General features: G+C 39.4%; 17 protein-coding genes, 1 tRNA gene and 1 other annotated feature. All 18 genes read right to left on the bottom strand.

Annotated features, from left to right (window positions below; all coding sequences use genetic code 11):
* Positions 1-102: 102 nt before the first annotated feature.
* The 18 genes from ACWATA_RS01090 to ACWATA_RS01005 all read right to left on the bottom strand — a co-directional run bounded on the left by ACWATA_RS01090 (position 103) and on the right by ACWATA_RS01005 (position 17,132).
* Entirely contained in the window at positions 103-1,104 is a 1,002-nt protein-coding gene (locus tag ACWATA_RS01090; protein WP_155010563.1) for a tetratricopeptide repeat protein, read from the bottom strand.
* Positions 1,105-1,205: 101 nt separating this feature from the next.
* Positions 1,206-1,796, bottom strand: coding sequence for a 3-isopropylmalate dehydratase small subunit (gene leuD / locus ACWATA_RS01085; protein WP_028411734.1), 591 nt, complete (start codon positions 1,794-1,796; stop codon positions 1,206-1,208).
* Positions 1,797-1,810: 14 nt separating this feature from the next.
* Positions 1,811-3,226: a 3-isopropylmalate dehydratase large subunit gene (gene leuC, locus ACWATA_RS01080; RefSeq protein ID WP_028411735.1), complete on the bottom strand. Its 1,416-nt coding sequence runs from the start codon at positions 3,224-3,226 to the stop codon at positions 1,811-1,813.
* Positions 3,227-3,284: 58 nt separating this feature from the next.
* Complete coding sequence (gene leuB, locus ACWATA_RS01075; RefSeq protein ID WP_028411736.1) at positions 3,285-4,394, bottom strand: 3-isopropylmalate dehydrogenase; 1,110 nt, start codon at positions 4,392-4,394, stop codon at positions 3,285-3,287.
* 19 nt (positions 4,395-4,413) lie between these two features.
* The gene (locus ACWATA_RS01070; protein ID WP_025750618.1) at positions 4,414-5,949 is read right to left on the bottom strand and encodes a 2-isopropylmalate synthase; all 1,536 of its coding nucleotides are present in this window, start codon (positions 5,947-5,949) and stop codon (positions 4,414-4,416) included.
* Positions 5,936-6,961 (bottom strand): ketol-acid reductoisomerase, encoded by a 1,026-nt coding sequence (gene ilvC, locus ACWATA_RS01065; protein WP_028411737.1) that lies wholly within the window; start codon positions 6,959-6,961, stop codon positions 5,936-5,938. The genes ACWATA_RS01070 and ilvC overlap by 14 nt, the downstream gene beginning before the upstream one ends.
* A gap of 64 nt (positions 6,962-7,025) precedes the next feature.
* Positions 7,026-7,538, bottom strand: a complete 513-nt coding sequence (gene ilvN / locus ACWATA_RS01060) for an acetolactate synthase small subunit (protein WP_013059375.1) — start codon at positions 7,536-7,538, stop codon at positions 7,026-7,028.
* The gene (gene ilvB / locus ACWATA_RS01055; protein ID WP_205689536.1) at positions 7,535-9,262 is read right to left on the bottom strand and encodes an acetolactate synthase large subunit; all 1,728 of its coding nucleotides are present in this window, start codon (positions 9,260-9,262) and stop codon (positions 7,535-7,537) included. The genes ilvN and ilvB overlap by 4 nt, the downstream gene beginning before the upstream one ends.
* Before the next feature lie 68 nt (positions 9,263-9,330).
* Positions 9,331-9,584 (bottom strand) — a binding site (T-box leader).
* A 329-nt stretch (positions 9,585-9,913) separates the two neighbouring features.
* Positions 9,914-9,987, bottom strand: a tRNA-Arg gene (locus ACWATA_RS01050).
* A gap of 125 nt (positions 9,988-10,112) precedes the next feature.
* Positions 10,113-10,625, bottom strand: a complete 513-nt coding sequence (locus ACWATA_RS01045; RefSeq protein ID WP_028411739.1) for a metallophosphoesterase — start codon at positions 10,623-10,625, stop codon at positions 10,113-10,115.
* 15 nt (positions 10,626-10,640) lie between these two features.
* The gene (locus tag ACWATA_RS01040; RefSeq protein WP_028411740.1) at positions 10,641-11,234 is read right to left on the bottom strand and encodes an XTP/dITP diphosphatase; all 594 of its coding nucleotides are present in this window, start codon (positions 11,232-11,234) and stop codon (positions 10,641-10,643) included.
* Positions 11,235-11,243: 9 nt separating this feature from the next.
* Positions 11,244-11,990 carry a ribonuclease PH gene (rph, locus tag ACWATA_RS01035; RefSeq protein ID WP_033579641.1) on the bottom strand — a complete coding sequence of 249 codons (747 nt, stop codon included), beginning with the start codon at positions 11,988-11,990 and terminating at the stop codon, positions 11,244-11,246.
* 134 nt (positions 11,991-12,124) lie between these two features.
* A complete protein-coding gene (locus ACWATA_RS01030) occupies positions 12,125-13,210 on the bottom strand; it encodes a GerMN domain-containing protein (RefSeq protein WP_033579640.1) in 1,086 nt (361 codons plus the stop codon).
* 112 nt (positions 13,211-13,322) lie between these two features.
* The gene (gene racE / locus ACWATA_RS01025) at positions 13,323-14,117 is read right to left on the bottom strand and encodes a glutamate racemase (RefSeq protein ID WP_028411743.1); all 795 of its coding nucleotides are present in this window, start codon (positions 14,115-14,117) and stop codon (positions 13,323-13,325) included.
* Between the two features lie 10 nt (positions 14,118-14,127).
* A complete protein-coding gene (locus tag ACWATA_RS01020; protein ID WP_013059382.1) occupies positions 14,128-14,571 on the bottom strand; it encodes a MarR family winged helix-turn-helix transcriptional regulator in 444 nt (147 codons plus the stop codon).
* A gap of 186 nt (positions 14,572-14,757) precedes the next feature.
* Positions 14,758-15,372, bottom strand: a complete 615-nt coding sequence (locus ACWATA_RS01015; protein ID WP_013059383.1) for a PH domain-containing protein — start codon at positions 15,370-15,372, stop codon at positions 14,758-14,760.
* Positions 15,373-15,485: 113 nt separating this feature from the next.
* Entirely contained in the window at positions 15,486-16,484 is a 999-nt protein-coding gene (locus ACWATA_RS01010; RefSeq protein ID WP_028411744.1) for an inorganic phosphate transporter, read from the bottom strand.
* 15 nt (positions 16,485-16,499) lie between these two features.
* A complete protein-coding gene (locus ACWATA_RS01005; protein ID WP_029711160.1) occupies positions 16,500-17,132 on the bottom strand; it encodes a DUF47 domain-containing protein in 633 nt (210 codons plus the stop codon).
* Positions 17,133-17,350: the final 218 nt, after the last annotated feature.

The raw sequence follows: 17,350 nt of genomic DNA, 5'->3' as shown, positions 1-17,350 counted from the left end.
GAATGTAATGTAAAGATGAAATTCTACTATACGTATTTAAGTGCATTTTACAACCATTATATTATAACATACAACAATGACGTTTCAACTAAACACCACATTTTATATAAAAGAAATTTCTTCAATTTCTTTTAGCTCTTTAATTGCCTTTAATAATTCAGCTGCGGAGAAACTTCCGTCTTCCTCTGCTACAGCTGCATCTGACTCTTCTCCTTGCATCATCAGACTAACAGCATACACCGCTTCTGTCCAAAGTTTTACATTATCACCCGGTAAAAACGGAAATGTTATAAATAAATGACGCTGCCATATTTCAACGGCAACCTGCAGCAATGTAGGATTTTCATGCTCCAGCTTTTCCGTCAGCTGCGCTTCTACTTGCTCGGCAAACAAATACGGTGTTGTTCGTTGAAGCTGAAGCGCATTTACTTTTTTCGTCTCTCCAAACTTACTAATCATAAAATCAATGTCTACTTCTTCTTCCATGACTGTTTTTAAAGCGACTGTTTTTACGATAGGGTGAATAGCTTCAGATGAAAATAGCTGTTCCAGAAAGAAGCGCTGCTTTTCAATTCTCTTTGTTTTTAATGAATGAACCCATTCAAGCTGATCTTGAATATTGTCTAGAACTGTGAATGATTTAAACTGCTCTATCTGTTCTTCTTCTGTTTGTTCTTCTATGACTTGTTCTTGATTCATTCTATTTTTGCAGAACTCCAATAGCTGATAAAGCTGTTCAGCATGTTCAGAAGGGAGTTTGTGTTCTTGAATAACTGCTTGTAGAGTGACATATCCTTCATGATAATGACCAAGCTGAATTAACACCATGAGGTACATTTGCAAATTATGATAATAATCGCCAATATCTTCTTTCAGCATTTGCTCACATAATTCCTTAGCTATGCCTGCATCACCGAGCTCCACGTGACAAATAACAAGGCCAAGCAAAATTTCATGATGCTTATTATCAAGTTCGTAGGCCTGCTCAAATAAAGGAAGTGCTTCTTGAAATTGCTTGTGCTGCATATGTTCTGTAGCTTTTTCAACCAACCGTTCTTTTAATAGAGGAAAAGCTACAATTTTGTTTTGTTGTTCATTCGACATGTTTTCTCCCCACTTCGCGGTCCATTTGCTTTACAGTTTAGCAATTGAATTAACGGAACGCAAAAAAATCGAGCAAAATCATCATTTTGCTCGATTTTTGGTTAATATCTTACCGTTTTTGCTTCATAAGCAGAAATGTCGTCTTCAAAAGAAAGCGTATAGCCAATTTCATCATATCCGTTAACAAGCATATATTTCCAATGGCCATTGATCTCAAACGTACGTTCAAAACCTGCTTCATCGGTAATTTTTTGCTGATGAAGATCGATTGTACAGGCGTAAGAAGCACTTTGAGACTCTTTCATTAAATAGGAAACATCTTCTTTTGGTAAAACAATAGGTAAAATACCATTTTTTAGACAGTTTTGTTTAAAAATATCCGCAAATGACGGTGCGATAATGGCACGGAACCCATAGTCTAAAAGCGCCCATGGAGCGTGTTCACGTGACGAACCACACCCGAAGTTCTCGTCAGCTACAAGAATTGTTGCTCCTTGATTTTGAGGCTGATTTAGTTCAAACGTTTCATTTAACGTTTCATCTTCATTATATCGCCAATCAAAAAAGAGAAATTGGCCAAAGCCAGTACGCTCAATTCTTTTCAAAAATTGCTTTGGGATAATTTGATCAGTATCTACGTTTGCTCGGTCGAGACCTGCTACTTTTCCTGTATGGATTGTAAAAGCATTCATCTGTGTTCTCCTCCTTATCGCACCGCTTGTTCTTGTAGTTTGCGTACATCAACAAAATGTCCATATACCGCTGCCGCTGCTGCCATTACCGGGCTTACTAAATGCGTTCTGGCACCTTTTCCTTGACGTCCTTCAAAGTTTCGATTAGAAGTGGACGCACAGTGTTCGCCTTGTGGAACTAAGTCAGAGTTCATGCCTAGACACATGCTGCAGCCCGAGTCTCTCCATTCAAAGCCTGCTTCAATAAAAATAGCAGATAACCCTTCTTCTTCAGCCACTCGCTTTACTTTTTGAGAACCTGGTACAATCATCGCTCGCACATCTGGTGACACTTTCTTTCCTTTAATAAAGGCTGCCACGTCACGAAGATCAGACAAACGAGCATTTGTACATGAACCGATAAATACATGCTGAACTGGGATCTCTTCTATTGCCATGCCGGGCTGTAAGCCCATATACTCAAGTGCTCGTGACAAAGACTTTTTCTCAGCTTCTGTTGTACACTCTTCTAATGTAGGAACTTGCTTGCTAACATAAGAACTCATCGCCGGGTTTGTTCCCCATGTTACAACAGGCTCAATTGTATCTGCATCAATTTCTAGCGTTTCATCGTATGTTGCACCTTCATCTGTTGCTAAAGCTGCCCAAGCTTCCACTGCTTTTTCAAACTGTTCTCCTTTAGGAGCATACTGACGCCCTTTAATATAAGAGAAAGTAACATCATCTGGACTGATTAAACCAGCTTTTGCACCGGCTTCAATAGACATATTACAAATAGTCATGCGCTCTTCCATTGAAAGGTCGCGAATACATTCGCCCGTAAATTCTACGATTGAACCCGTTCCAAAATTCACGCCGAATTTTTGAATAATTGCTAACACAATGTCCTTAGCATAAACACCAGGCTGTTTTTTGCCATTTACTTTCACTTGTAGCGTTTTTGGTTTCGCTTGCCATAGCGTTTGCGTTGCTAAAACATGTTCTACCTCACTCGTTCCTATACCAAAAGCAAGCGCTCCAAATGCACCGTGAGTAGATGTATGGCTATCTCCGCACACAATGGTTTTTCCAGGCTGCGTCAATCCTAATTCCGGTCCAATGATATGCACAATTCCTTGCTCTTCGCTTGTTAAATCTAAAAGCTTCACACCAAACTCATGACAGTTTTCAGATAGTTTGTCTACTTGTTTCTTTGCAATCGGATCTTTAATATTAAAACGGTCAACCGTTGGAATATTGTGATCCATTGTAGCAAACGTTAAGTCCGGACGCTTCACTTGACGATTTGCCACACGAAGACCTTCGAATGCTTGAGGAGACGTTACTTCATGAATAAGATGAAGATCGATATATAATAAGTCCGGCTTCCCCTCTTCTCGACGTACAACATGTTGTTCCCAAAGCTTATCAATAATTGTTTTTGGTTTCATACTGCTCCTCCTTTCTGATTATGAAAAACGTTTCTCACAAAACGTGAGAAACGCATGATTAACTGTAAGCTGTCATAATGCTTGAAATGGCAGAATCGTTGGCAATAACCGCAGTTATTGCATCCACCATTTTATCGGTACCTAAATAATGATTACCGTCTGCTAAGTCAGCTGTTCGATGACCTGCATGTAATACACTTTCAACCGCTTGTTCAATCACCGCTGCTTCTGTTTCTAATCCAAATGAATGTCTAAGCAACATTGCTGCAGATAAAATAGCAGCAATCGGATTAGCTTTGTTTTGTCCAGCAATGTCTGGTGCAGAACCGTGAACCGGTTCGTATAAAGATGGACCATCAACCGTTAAACTCGCAGATGGAAGCATCCCTAACGATCCTGTCAGCATAGAAGCCTCATCACTCAAAATATCACCAAACATATTTTCAGTTACCACTACATCAAAATATTTCGGATTACGAATTAACTGCATAGCAGCTGAATCTACAAGCATATGCTCAAGCTCTACATCCGGGTAGTCTTTTGCTACTTCTTCAGCTACTTCACGCCACACTCGACTAGACTCAAGCACATTCGCTTTATCAACCGACGTTACCTTTTTACGTCGATTTACAGCCGTTTCAAACGCTTGGCGAATAATCCTTTCTATTTCTGTACGCTTATAAAATAACGTGTCGACAACTGTCTCTTCATTTCCTTCTGTTCGACGCTCGCTAGGCTGACCAAAATATAAGCCCCCTGTTAGCTCACGAACGATAATGAAGTCAACACCTTCAATGTATTCTTTTTTCAAAGGAGAGGCATCTGCTAAGCTATCATAAAACGTCACTGGACGAAGGTTAGCATATAAATCCAATTCTTTTCGAATAGCTAGCAAACCTTTTTCTGGTCGCAAATGTGAAGGGTTACGATCCCATTTTGGCCCTCCAACGGATCCAAGTAAGACGGCATCCGCCTGCTTACAAATCTCAATTGTACTTTCTGGAAGAGGTGTGCCAGCCTCATCAATTGCAGCTCCGCCAATTAATCCATACGTAAACTCGAATTGATGATCAAAGCGCTCTCCAATTGCTTTTAAAACGGCAACAGCGCCTTTGGTTACTTCTGTTCCTACGCCGTCACCTGGTAATACAGCGACTTTTTTTGTCATGGTGGTCTCTCCCTTCAGTTCACATTACTTCTTGCTTTGTACGATGCTGCTGAATAGCGATTAATCGATTAATGGCATTTAAATAGGCTTTCGCTGACGATTCTAATACGTCAAATGCTACTCCGCGTCCGCTTGCTTCAGTTCCTTCGCTTTCAACCTTCACAAATACTTCAGCCAGTGCATCCGGACCGCCGTTAATAGACTGAATACGATAGTCTAATAGTTTGACATCTTGCTCAACACAGCGCTGCAGCGTATTATAGATAGCTTCCACGCTTCCAGATCCCGTAGCTGCTTCTTGAATCTCTTCGCCGTTTTCTTTGCGAAGCGTAATCGTAGCCGTAGGAATATTGTTCGTACCATACTGAACTTGCAGACTTTCAAGCTTATATTCACTGTCTTTGCTAACTTGCTTTTGAATGACTAATGCCAATAAATCATCGTCGGTAATGTCTTTTTTCTTATCTGCTAAGTCTTTAAACTTCTCAAAAAGCACGTTTGCTTCTGTATCTTCCAATGTGAACCCAAGCTCTACTAAGCGTGTACGGAACGCATGACGGCCTGAGTGTTTACCCAGCACAATCGGATTTTGTTTAACACCCACAAGTTCTGGGGAAATAATCTCATATGTTAACGGATTTTTTAAGACGCCATCTTGGTGAATACCTGATTCATGAGCAAAAGCATTTTTTCCGACAATTGCTTTATTTGGCGCAATATTCATTCCGGTAAGCTTACTGATAATGTCACTCGTACGCTTGATTTCGGGCAAGATCAAACCTGTGCTCGCTTGATAGAAGTCTTGACGGACATGAAGCGCAAGTGCTACTTCTTCAAGAGCAGCGTTACCGGCACGTTCTCCGATTCCGTTAATCGTTCCTTCAATTTGAGTAGCTCCTGCTTCAATAGCAGCCATTGAATTAGCAACAGCTAGCCCTAAGTCATCGTGGCAGTGAGCTGACAAATCGACCTTATGAATATTTGATACATGTTCTTTTAAGTAATTAAATACGGATTGATAGTCACCAGGCGTGATAAATCCTACCGTATCTGGAATATTAACGACTTTTGCACCAGCATCGATAACAGCTTCTACAATTCTAGCTAAAAACGGTAAATCTGTGCGACATGCATCTTCAGCAGACCATTGAACAACCGGGAATTTTTTACTTGCGTATTTCACCATTTCCACTGCTGTTTCAAGTACTTCATCAGGTGTTTTTTTCAATTTATGCTGCATATGAATTTCGGAAGTAGCGATAAAAACATGCAGTCTTGGTTCTGCACTTTCTTTTAACGCTTCCCATGCAATGTCAATATCTTTTGTAACAGACCTTGCAAGGCCTGTTACAGAAGAATTTTTGACAATAGACGCAATTTCTTTTACGGATTGAAAATCACCTTTTGAAGAAGCGGGAAATCCGGCTTCAATAATGTCGATACCTAATCGCTCTAACTGCTTAGCAATTTCAAGCTTTTCTTGTAGGTTCAAATTGACTCCAGGTGACTGTTCACCATCGCGTAGCGTCGTGTCAAATAGTTTAATTTTTTGCACTAGCGATCACCGCTTCTTTCTTTTGTTTTTTAACAAATGGCATCATTTCACGTAATTGAGCGCCAACTTTTTCAATTAAATGTTCGTTTTCACGGTTATTGATAGCTGTAAATTCTGGACGATTTGCTTGGTTTTCTAGGATCCAGCCTTTTGCAAATTTACCTGTTTGGATATCTTCAAGCACTTTTTTCATTTGTTCTTTTGAACGCTCATCTACAACGCGTGGTCCTGAAACGAAGTCACCCCATTGAGCTGTATCAGAGATTGAATAACGCATGCCTTCCATTCCACCTTCATACATAAGGTCAACAATTAATTTTAATTCGTGTAAACACTCAAAATATGCAACTTCCGGTTGGTAGCCAGCTTCTACAAGCGTTTCAAAACCAGCTTTAACTAATGAAGTTAAACCGCCGCAAAGTACTGCTTGCTCACCGAAAAGATCTGTTTCTGTTTCTTCTTTAAACGTTGTTTCTAATACACCCGCACGAGCTGAGCCAATTGCTTTAGCATAAGCTAATGCTACGTCTTTTGCTTCGCCAGTTACGTCTTGGAATACTGCGAATAACGCCGGTACGCCAGCTCCTTCTTCATACGTTCTTCTTACAAGGTGACCAGGACCTTTTGGAGCTACTAAGAATACGTCAACGAATTCAGGTGCTACGATTTGATTAAAGTGAATGTTAAAACCGTGAGCAAATACTAAAGATTTTCCTGGTTTTAATCCTGGAAGAATTTCTTCGTTATAAACTTTTGGCTGATGCTCATCTGGAAGTAATACCATTACTACTTCTGCTTGTTGAACTGCTTCTTTTACAGATAATACAGTGAAGCCGTCTTGTTCTGCTTGATCCCATGATTTACCTTTACGTAATCCTACTACCACGTTTACTCCGCTGTCGCGTAAGTTTTGTGCGTGAGCGTGACCTTGTGAACCATAACCTACGATTGCTACTGTTTTACCTTGTAATAATTGATCCTTTGCATCTCCGTTGTAATATACCTTTGTCATAATAAATCTCTCCTCTTAGTTTATATAGTTTTATATAGTTTACTTTTTTAGTAACTAGCTAGAATTAAATGATTGATGAAAGTTTGGCTGCTGCTTTTTGCGTACCGCGCGGAACAGCTACTGTCCCTGTGCGCGTTACTTCTTTTAATCCATAAGGCTGAAGTAAATCAATCATCGCTTCAATCTTGCTGGATTCACCTGTTACTTGAATAATTAAGCTGTCGCGGCTTACATCAATGATGGTTGCACGGAAAGGCTCAATTACTGCATAAAGTTCGTTACGGCTCGCAGGTGTAGATGCTACTTTCATTAAAGCAAGCTCTCTTGACACCACGGCTTGATCCGTAATATCTTGAACTTTCAACACGTCAATCTGCTTGTTTAACTGCTTAATCACTTGTTCAGCAGCATTGTCATGCTCTACGTTTACGACAAACGTCATGCGTGATACATCTTCAGATTCAGTGTGTCCTACCGAAATACTCTCAATATTGAAATTTCTTTTTGTAAATAACCCCGTTACGCGATTTAAAACGCCCGCACGGTTTAATACAGTTGCTGTAATGATTCGCTTCATGGTTTCACCCCTACCATTTCATGTAATCCTTTTCCAGGTGCAACCATTGGATATACGTTTTCTTTAGGTGCGACAAAGAAGTTTAGTAAAACAGGTCCATCTGTTTCCATTGCTTCTTTCAGAGCCGCATGCGCTTCTTCTTCAGTAGAAGCTTGTAAACCTTTGATATCATAGGCTTCTGCAAGCTTCATTAAATTAGGCTGATTCGGAATTAAAGAGTGCGAGTAGCGTTCTTCATAGAAGATTTCCTGCCACTGACGAACCATTCCAAGCGACTGATTGTTAAGCACAACCACTTTAACAGGTAAGTTTAATTCTCTAATAACCCCTAATTCTTGAAGCGTCATTTGAAATCCACCGTCACCAACGACTGCTACAACTGTTTTATCTTTATTTGCCAGCTGAGCGCCGATTGCAGAAGGTAATCCAAAGCCCATGGTGCCAAGGCCACCTGAAGTTACCCATCGATCTGGATTATTAAATGTGTAGTATTGAGCTACCCACATCTGATGTTGCCCAACGTCCGTTGTAACAACGGCATCTCCATTTGTATATTTGTGAAGCAACTCAACTACTTTTTGTGGTTTCAACACGTCCGCTGAGTTCTGATACCATAATGGATATTCTTGTTTCCACGCCGCTAATTTCTCATGCCATTTCGTATAATCTCCAACTTCTCCTTCTTGCAGAAGCAATTGCTTTAATACTTCTTTTGCATCTCCAACAATTGGAATCTTGGTTGGAACATTCTTTCCAATTTCCGCTGGGTCGATGTCAATGTGAGCAATTTTTGCATTTGGTGCAAAATGCTTTAAGTTACCTGTTACTCGGTCATCAAAGCGCGCCCCGATACTAATGAGAAGATCACTCTCATAAATTGCCATGTTTGCTGTGTACGTTCCGTGCATGCCAGCCATTCCTAAATGAAGCGGATGATCTGCAGGAAAACAACCTAACCCTAAAAGCGTATTAATAACCGGAATATTTTGACGCTCAGCATAATTTTTTAATTCTTCTGAACCTTTACTCAATAATACTCCCGCACCTGCTAGAATAACAGGTTTCTTTGCAGCTGCTACTGCGTCTGTTAACTTTTTAACCTGCAGCTGATTTGGAAAATAAGTTGGCTGATAGCCAGGTAAATCAATTTCTCCTTCATAATTAAATGTTCCATCACCCTGTGCCATATCTTTTGGAATGTCGATTAAGACTGGACCAGGTCTTCCTGTTGTCGCAATATGAAATGCCTCTTTGATGATTCTCGGCATGTCGCTGATATTGCGTACTTGATAGCTATGTTTTGTAATTGGCATTGTGATTCCTAATACATCTGCTTCTTGGAACGCGTCAGAACCAATTACACTTGAAGCTACTTGACCAGTAAAAACAACTAAAGGAAGTGAGTCAATCATCGCATCTGCCAAACCTGTTACGATATTTGTTGCACCAGGACCACTTGTTGCGATAACTACACCGGGTTTACCTGAAATTCTTGCGTACCCTTCTGCTGCGTGAATTCCACCTTGTTCGTGACGAGCAAGTACGTGAAACATTCCTGAACCGTATAGCTTATCGTAAATCGGTAAAACGGCTCCCCCTGGGTAACCGAAGATGACGTCAACGTTTTCTCTTCTTAGAGATTCAATCAACATGTCAGCTCCATTCATTTGTGCCCCAGCGCTTACAGGTTCTTTCGTTTGCATATTGGCTCCCACTTTTCTCATCCTTTCGTTTTCTAGATAAAAGAAAAAAGACTTCTCACCCCTAAATAGACCCTATCAAATGATATAGGTCAAGGGGCGAAAAGTCTTTTGTACTTTACGCGGTACCACCCTCGTTTGTAATCGTAATGATTACCTTATGAATGTATACTGTACATTCTTTTTGATAACGAGTGCTTTGGAAGTACACTCGGTCGCCCTTACTGAATTTCAGGGTGACACTCTGAGGTGAGTTCATTTTGACTTGGTAACGCCGGCTTCCAGCAACCCGACTCTCTGTTGATACCTAAACATCAAAACTACTTATCCTCTTCAACGTTTTAAAACGCTATATGCTTTTTGAACAATGCTTTACACATCATATTTTAAATTAATTACAATTAATTAAAATTTTTAGAAAACTTATATTTGAGGACTATCTTACGCCCATTTCTATGCATAGTCAACCACTTTTCAAGATTTTTTTAGACAATTTAGACTAAACAGAATATTTGAATGCGTTTTCATTATTGATGCAATAAGGGTTTATAGCCACTCAAAAAGTTTTTCTGAAACGTTCATTTGTACACACTGAATGAACAAACATTCACTTTTAAGATAAATAAAAAAATCCCGGCTTTTACTAAAAAGTAAAAGCCGGGATTTTTTTCTAGACGTCCCAGGAGAGATTCGAACTCCCGACCGACGGCTTAGAAGGCCGTTGCTCTATCCTGCTGAGCTACTGGGACATAATGTTAAACTGTATCAAAGACAATACTTATTATATTCAAATATAATTTAAAAGTCAACGTTTTTTTGAAATTTTATGAGAAGAGAGGTAAAAAACCTTCTCTTCTCCCTATATTTGGCTATATTATGCTGAAAGTGTACAGGTTAACTGCATGCTAGGAATATGTTTACCGCTTATATCGTAAAACTGCACGGTAGCTTCTGTACCATCCATTACTAGTATAGCATACGTACGTTCTTTTCTCATACGAGGAAGTAACATACTTCCTGGATTGATAAATAAAACTCCGTCCATGAGCTCAGCTCCCGCTATGTGAGAATGCCCAAAACAAACAACGTTTGCCCCCACTTCTCTCGCTTTGTAATGCAGATTCATCATAGACATTTTAACATTATATAAGTGACCGTGTGTAACCAGACACGTGGCTTCTCCAAGTGACTCTACTCGATCATTGACGTAAGATGCATCATAATCACAATTTCCTCGAACGCCTAAAAACGAAGACATTTCTTTGCTGTCTTGTGGCAGCTCAGAGTCACCACAATGAATCATCTTATCTACATCAGCATGTCTTTCTCTGATAGTGAGCAGTTCTTCTTGTAACCCGTGGCTATCGCTTACAATTAATAGTTTCACACGTCATCACTCCTTCTAAAATTGCGCATCAATTAGCGGTGCTAGTTTTTCTAACGCATTTGCTCGGTGACTAATTTGATTTTTTTGTTCTTTAGACAATTCTGCCATGGAGCAGTTCCATTTTTCTACAAAGAAAATAGGATCGTATCCAAAGCCGTTCTCGCCTCTTTTTTCTTCCAAGATGCGCCCTTCACACGTGCCTTCTACAAGCTCTGTTCTCTTTCCAGGCACTGCAATAGCAAGCGTACAATGAAAACGTGCCGTGCGCTTTTCAAACGGCACGTCATGTAATTTTTGAAGTACCTTCTCTATATTAGCATTATCATCTTTATTTTCACCAGCATAACGCGCGGAATAAACGCCTGGCTCTCCGTTTAAGGCATCAATAGCAAGCCCAGAATCATCGGCAATAACCGGCTTATTTAATGCTGATGAAATGGTTTCTGCCTTTAGCGTGGCGTTCTCTGCAAATGTAACGCCCGTTTCTTCCACGTCCTCAATTTCAGGAAAATCAAGAAGCGATGTTACTTTGAATCCCTTCGGTGAGAATAGTGTTTCAAAATCCTTTACTTTGCCTGCATTTTTAGTTGCAATAATGATTTCACGCACGTTAATCCCTTACCTTTCTTTAACCGGAATGTAAGCAGCCAGATGATCAAGAACTTCCTTTTGCTGTTCAATCAATTGATAAACACCCTTTTCCCCTAAATCCAAAAGATGGTTTAACTGTTCTCTCGAAAACGTCGATTCCTCTCCCGTTCCCTGTAATTCTACAAACTGTCCGCTTCCTGTCATCACAATATTCATGTCAACTTCCGCTGTCGAATCTTCTTCATAATTTAAATCTAAAATCGAATTTTCTCCATGGATACCTACTGAAGTCGCAGCTAAATAGTCACGAATAGGAATTTCTGTCAGCTTGTTCTCTTCAACCAGCTTTCCAAACGCTAAAACCATAGCCACAAATGCACCTGTAATCGATGCTGTTCTTGTTCCGCCATCTGCTTGAATAACATCACAATCAATCCAAATGGTCTTTTCTCCGACCTTTTCCAGGTCGACTACAGAACGAAGAGCTCGTCCGATCAGACGCTGAATTTCCATTGTTCGTCCTGTGACTTTACCTTTTGTTGATTCGCGTATATTTCTTTGTGCCGTAGCTCGAGGCAGCATAGAATATTCAGCTGTAATCCATCCTTTTCCTTGTCCACGCATAAAAGGAGGCACTCTGTCGTCTATGCTTGCTGTACAAATAACCTTCGTGTCTCCCACCGAGATTAATACAGATCCTTCTGGATGCTTTAAGTATGAAGTATGAAGAGATACAGGTCTCAATTCATTAAATTCCCTACCGTCCAAACGCATTAAGCATGTCCTCCTATTAATTCATTTATATGTAATAGCTTCTTCCATTTTAACTATAAAACAGCGGAAAGAGGTCGCTATTTCAGCAGACCTCTTTCTACTTAGTCCTTTACTAGTATAACAAAAATTTGTTTTTAAAAACTACCTGTGTTCACATTTTTAGGTCTTGAAACTGGCTCCGTTAGCTTTTTCCCTTTTTCATCTTTTAGCGTTTTTTTGCCATTCACCTTAATGGCAACGCTGTCTACGGCTTTTTGTTCCGTCAGCGATAACACCAAGGAGTCGAGAACATACTGAGAAATTTCCGTTCCTTTTAAATTTCCAAAGATGTTTTTATTAAAGTTCAGCGTTAACTGACCGTCCGCATACTTTGGAGCTGCTACGAGCTTTGCATCAGGATTAAAATCTGTCACTAAACCTGATGCAGGCGCAGGTCCTTCTACAAGCTCGTTCACAATCGCAGTGTACATATCTTTGTCATCAGAAGCAATTCGTTTTGTAACAGGAACATAGTAAGTTTGTTTGCCCTCTTGAGCTAAGTAATAGATCGTAACTGGCTTCGTTTGGGTTACGTCAACTACTCCAGTATTATCAAAGTTAATGCCATCTGCTCTGCTCAACCCTTTACTGATTGGTGTATGATTTACAGGCATCTCATCTTTATCATAGCCGTTAATGCGAATTTTAACTTTATTTACGCCTTCAAACTGCGTCAGCGTCCACGTTACGGCCTGCAGGATACGGAGTTCATCTTCTTTTTTATATTCAGCAAATTCAGGTGAAAAATCTGCTACCATCGTGCCGTCACTTTCCAGCTTTGTCCCTAAAACTCTTGTATCAGCAGGAAGAACTGCTCGGAAATTATTTGGCAATAAGTTTGTGACTGGTCCACCCTCTACTAAATATTCAAGAGACTGTTTAGCGACACCTTTTGATTTAGGAATTTCAAGCGTCTGGGGAACAACGTACCCGTTTTTATCAATCAAGTAAATTTCTCTTTTGGTAGGCGCAGATGTTTCTGCCGCTTTACTTTGTTTTTTATTAGCTTCCGTTACTTTTGCTTCAGTCGCTAATGATTTTTCATCTTTCACATAGGTGACATCCTTTGGCGGATCAATTTCCTTTGCTGCGTTATCCCCTCCGAAAAGTCCACAGCCGGATAACAGCACAGATGTGGTCACCACGGCGGATATGAGAACAAATTTGGTCTTTTTGGACATTCCTTTCCCTCCTCAGACTGTTTGTACTACTATGTATACGAGCTTATTTGCATTTTAGACCAGCTCAACCAAGTTTTTGGCCACAAAAAAACCGAGCTTAATATGCTCGGTTTTAAAGCTTGATATGCTCAACATTATATACAGGGTGCTCAAACCATTTAGATGCAATAGATTGAAACAGTTCTGTTGAGCCTGTTGTATAGAAGTAGTGTTCGGGCTCCATGCTTCTAGGAGCTAGTAAATTGCTATAAGAAAGAATGGCACTTACCTCTATTGCCGTTTCTTCACCAGAACTGATTAACTGAACTCGAGGCCCAATTGCTTCTTGAATAACTGGCTTTAATAACGGATAATGCGTACATCCTAAAATAAGGGTATCCATATCTGTATGATAAAAAGGTTTTAATGTTTCTTTTACAATTCGCTGCGCTTCCGGTCCTTCATAATTACCGCTCTCTACAAGAGGTACAAACAAAGGGCATGCTAAATTTTCCACTTCCACTCTCGTATGAAGAGCGCGGAGTGCATGTGTATAGGCTTGGCTTTTAACGGTTCCATTTGTGCCGATTACGCCTATTTTATGATTTTTAGTTACTTTAAGCGCAGCTCGTGATCCTGGTTCAATGACGCCTATAACCGGAATATCGAGCTGTTCTTGAATTTCATCTAGTACAACTGCCGTAGCCGTGTTGCACGCAATAACAAGCATTTTAATATCTTTATCTACTAAATAATTAGTCATCTCCCATGTGAAAGCTCGTACTTCTTCACTGGGACGAGGACCGTATGGGCAGCGGGCTGTATCTCCAATGTACATAATTTGTTCTTTCGGAAGCTGTCTCATAATTTCCTTTGCTACCGTTAATCCGCCCACACCTGAATCTATAACACCAATTGGTCTACTCAAAACAATCGCCTCATTTTTCTTTCATTTCATCATGCAATTTTCGTAACGTTACTCGTAAAACTTCTGTTTCACTAGGAGAGAAGTTTGCCAGTACGCCATTTAAATACGTTTGTCGCTTTTCAATTACTTCTTCGATAACACGTGCTCCTTCAGGAAGCAAATGAATACGCACTACGCGGCGGTCTTTTGGATCTTTTACCCGAACCACCAACTTATTTTTTTCCATACGATCTACTAAATCTGTCGTTGTACTACAAGCGAGAAAAATACGATTTGATAAATCGCCAATCGTCATATCTCCACGTTCAAACAGCCACTGCAAAGCAATAAACTGAGGTGGCGTAATCGTATAGTCTTCTAAAATTTCTCTTCCTTTTTGCTTCACAATCGCTGCAATATGTCGAAGTGACTTTTCTAATTCTGCCACTGTATCCTCATTATTTTTTGCTGTCATACCGTAATCCTTTCCACCTATAAGTCTTATTTTCTATTATTTCTTTCAGTTAAACCCGTCTCTATTGTTTCTCTTTTCTATTTTATATTGTGCTCTTTTTTCGGTGATTTTTCAAGGTTAACATGAGGATTCTACAACGTTCAGCATTAAAAAACAGCTGCTCCATAAAAGGAGCAGCTGTTTCTATTAATTATTGATATACAGCTCGAAAACTGAGCTGAAATCTTTTGTTGTGTAGGCTGTTTTTTTATCTAATAACCAAGAAAACGCGGCTTCGTTAATTTCTTTAAATTCACCAGCAACACTTCCACTTGTATTTCTTGTACTGCTTAGCGTAGAAGAAGCTAGCTGAATGCTTTGTTTAGCAAAATCGAGCGCAATTTCATTTTCACGCGTTATTTCAGACATTTTAAACAGCGCTTTATATAAATCTTTTACCTCTTCTATATGCTTTTTGTGTACATCGATAGAAAAAGTTTCCGAGCCAATTTTAAATTTAATTTCCACATCTAAATCGACAGTTCCAGCCGTTTCTAGCATTACGTTTGAAATGTGATTTGTGCTGTAGTTATAGCGGCGAAGCATTCGCTTTTTACTTGTAGCACTTGTTCCATCAAGGTGAATGAGCGCTTTATTGGTAAAGCAATATTCATCTGACTTTGATTTGATTAGAAAATAAATTTTTTCTTGTTCTTCATGCATAACGTAATCGTCTGCATCTACCTTGTCATAATCAACTGGCTTAATAACAGAACCAATATCACTTAGCCCCAATACATCAGCAGCTACTTTTCCAAACATTTCCCCATCTCCCTTTTAAAAACGATTGTGTTATTTTCATGTTTTAAGTGTACTGTGCAAATGAGGGGATGTAAATAAAAAAAGGAGCTTCTTTAAAAGAAGCTCCCCATTTATTAAAAGAACAAATTTAAAATCATATAGATAAGTGCAGCTAATGAAGCTGAAATTGGCAATGTGATAACCCATGTAATCACCATGCGCTGTGCAGTTCCCCATTTTACACCTTTCACTCGGTGAGCAGAACCTACACCTAAGATAGAAGATGAAATAACATGAGTAGTACTGACAGGTAGATGAATAAACGTTGCTCCAAAGATAATGGCAGCACCCGTTAAGTCCGCAGCTACTCCATTAACAGGACGAATTTTCATAATTTTACCGCCAACGGTTTTAATGATTTTCCATCCACCAATTGACGTTCCAAGCCCCATTGCGACCGCACAAGCCAGCTGTACCCACCACTGAATCTCAGTACCGCTTTGCATATTGTTAGCAATAAGCGCTAGCGTAATGATACCCATTGCTTTTTGCGCATCATTCGTACCGTGTGTGTAAGATTGTAGAGCTGCAGTCAGGATTTGAACGCGGCGAAAACGCTTATTCGTTTTCGTCAAGTTATGGTTTTTAAACGTTAGCTTGATAATCGTATAGACAATATAACCTACTACAAAGGCTAGAACTGGTGAAATTAGAAGGGCTTCGATGATTTTGATGAAACCTTTGTAATTTAAAGCACCAAATCCAGCAGCTGCAATAGCTGCTCCTGCAATCGATCCAATAATTGCATGAGAAGAACTACTCGGGATACCGAAATACCATGTGATTAGGTTCCACGCGATAGCAGAAATTAATGCTGCTAAAATAACGACAGAACCATTTTGAAGCGTATAAGGATCAACGATATCCTTTGTAATCGTTTTGGCTACGCCCGTAAACGTCATAGCCCCGACAAAGTTCATGGTTGCGGCTAAAAGAATTGCATGTCGCGGTTTTAAAGCTTTGGTTGAAACAGAAGTCGCAATGGCATTAGCTGTATCGTGAAATCCGTTGATAAAGTCAAAACCAAGTGCACCAACTACAATTAGAATGGTTAATATTAGCATTGAATCCATTATACTATAGCCCCGTTACGCATTCTTCATAATAACTGATTCTAAGTTGTTCGCAACCGTTTGACAATAATCCGCGATTTCTTCTAGCGTTTCATAAATTTCTTTATATTGAATAACTTTAATTGGATCTTTACATGTTGCAAATAATTGTTTTAGTGCACGACGATATAATGTATCACAATGTGACTCATACTCTTTAATTTTAATTGCATGCTCACTAATTTGAAGAAGCTTTTTCTCAGACAACAAATTAATAGTAATTAAAATTTCTTCAGCACAGCCTTGAATATTTTTAACAAATTCAGCTACATATTCATCAAATGTCGTAATTGAATGAATTTCCATTAAAGCAGCAAAGCTGTCGATGCCATCAAGTACATCATCCATGCTCATCGCTAGCTGTAAAATATCTTCACGCTCAATTGGAGTAATAAATGCTTTGTTCAACTCAGTAATCACTGTATGCACGTATTTATCACCTTTTGATTCATACGCTTTTAAAACGTTGGCAAATTCCTTTAGGTCAGATACATTTTGAAGTTCAAAGCTGCCTAAAAACTCCGCTGAGTCCTTAATATTTTGGGCAATGTCCATTAACATTTCAGAAAACTTGTCTTTTTTTCTTTTGATCACGTTGCAATCCTCCATCCAATTTATCGAAACTTTACCACTCGTTTTTTCTCTCTATCTTTTTATATGTGTTCTAGTTTCTTTTTTCATTTAAAGTAATGGATAAAACCTAGCTGTTCATTACTATAACGAGAGAAACCACCTCTCTTGTGTATCAAAAAATTCTAAAAAAACAAACGTTTACCAGAGCAAAAGTCCCAAAATGTGGTTCTTTCACCTATAGGTTATGCGATTCA

The sequence above is a fragment of the Priestia sp. USM5 genome, from assembly GCF_058323215.1.
Note: the sequence above shows the minus strand (reverse complement) of the source record. Positions and strands in the feature narration are given on the sequence as shown.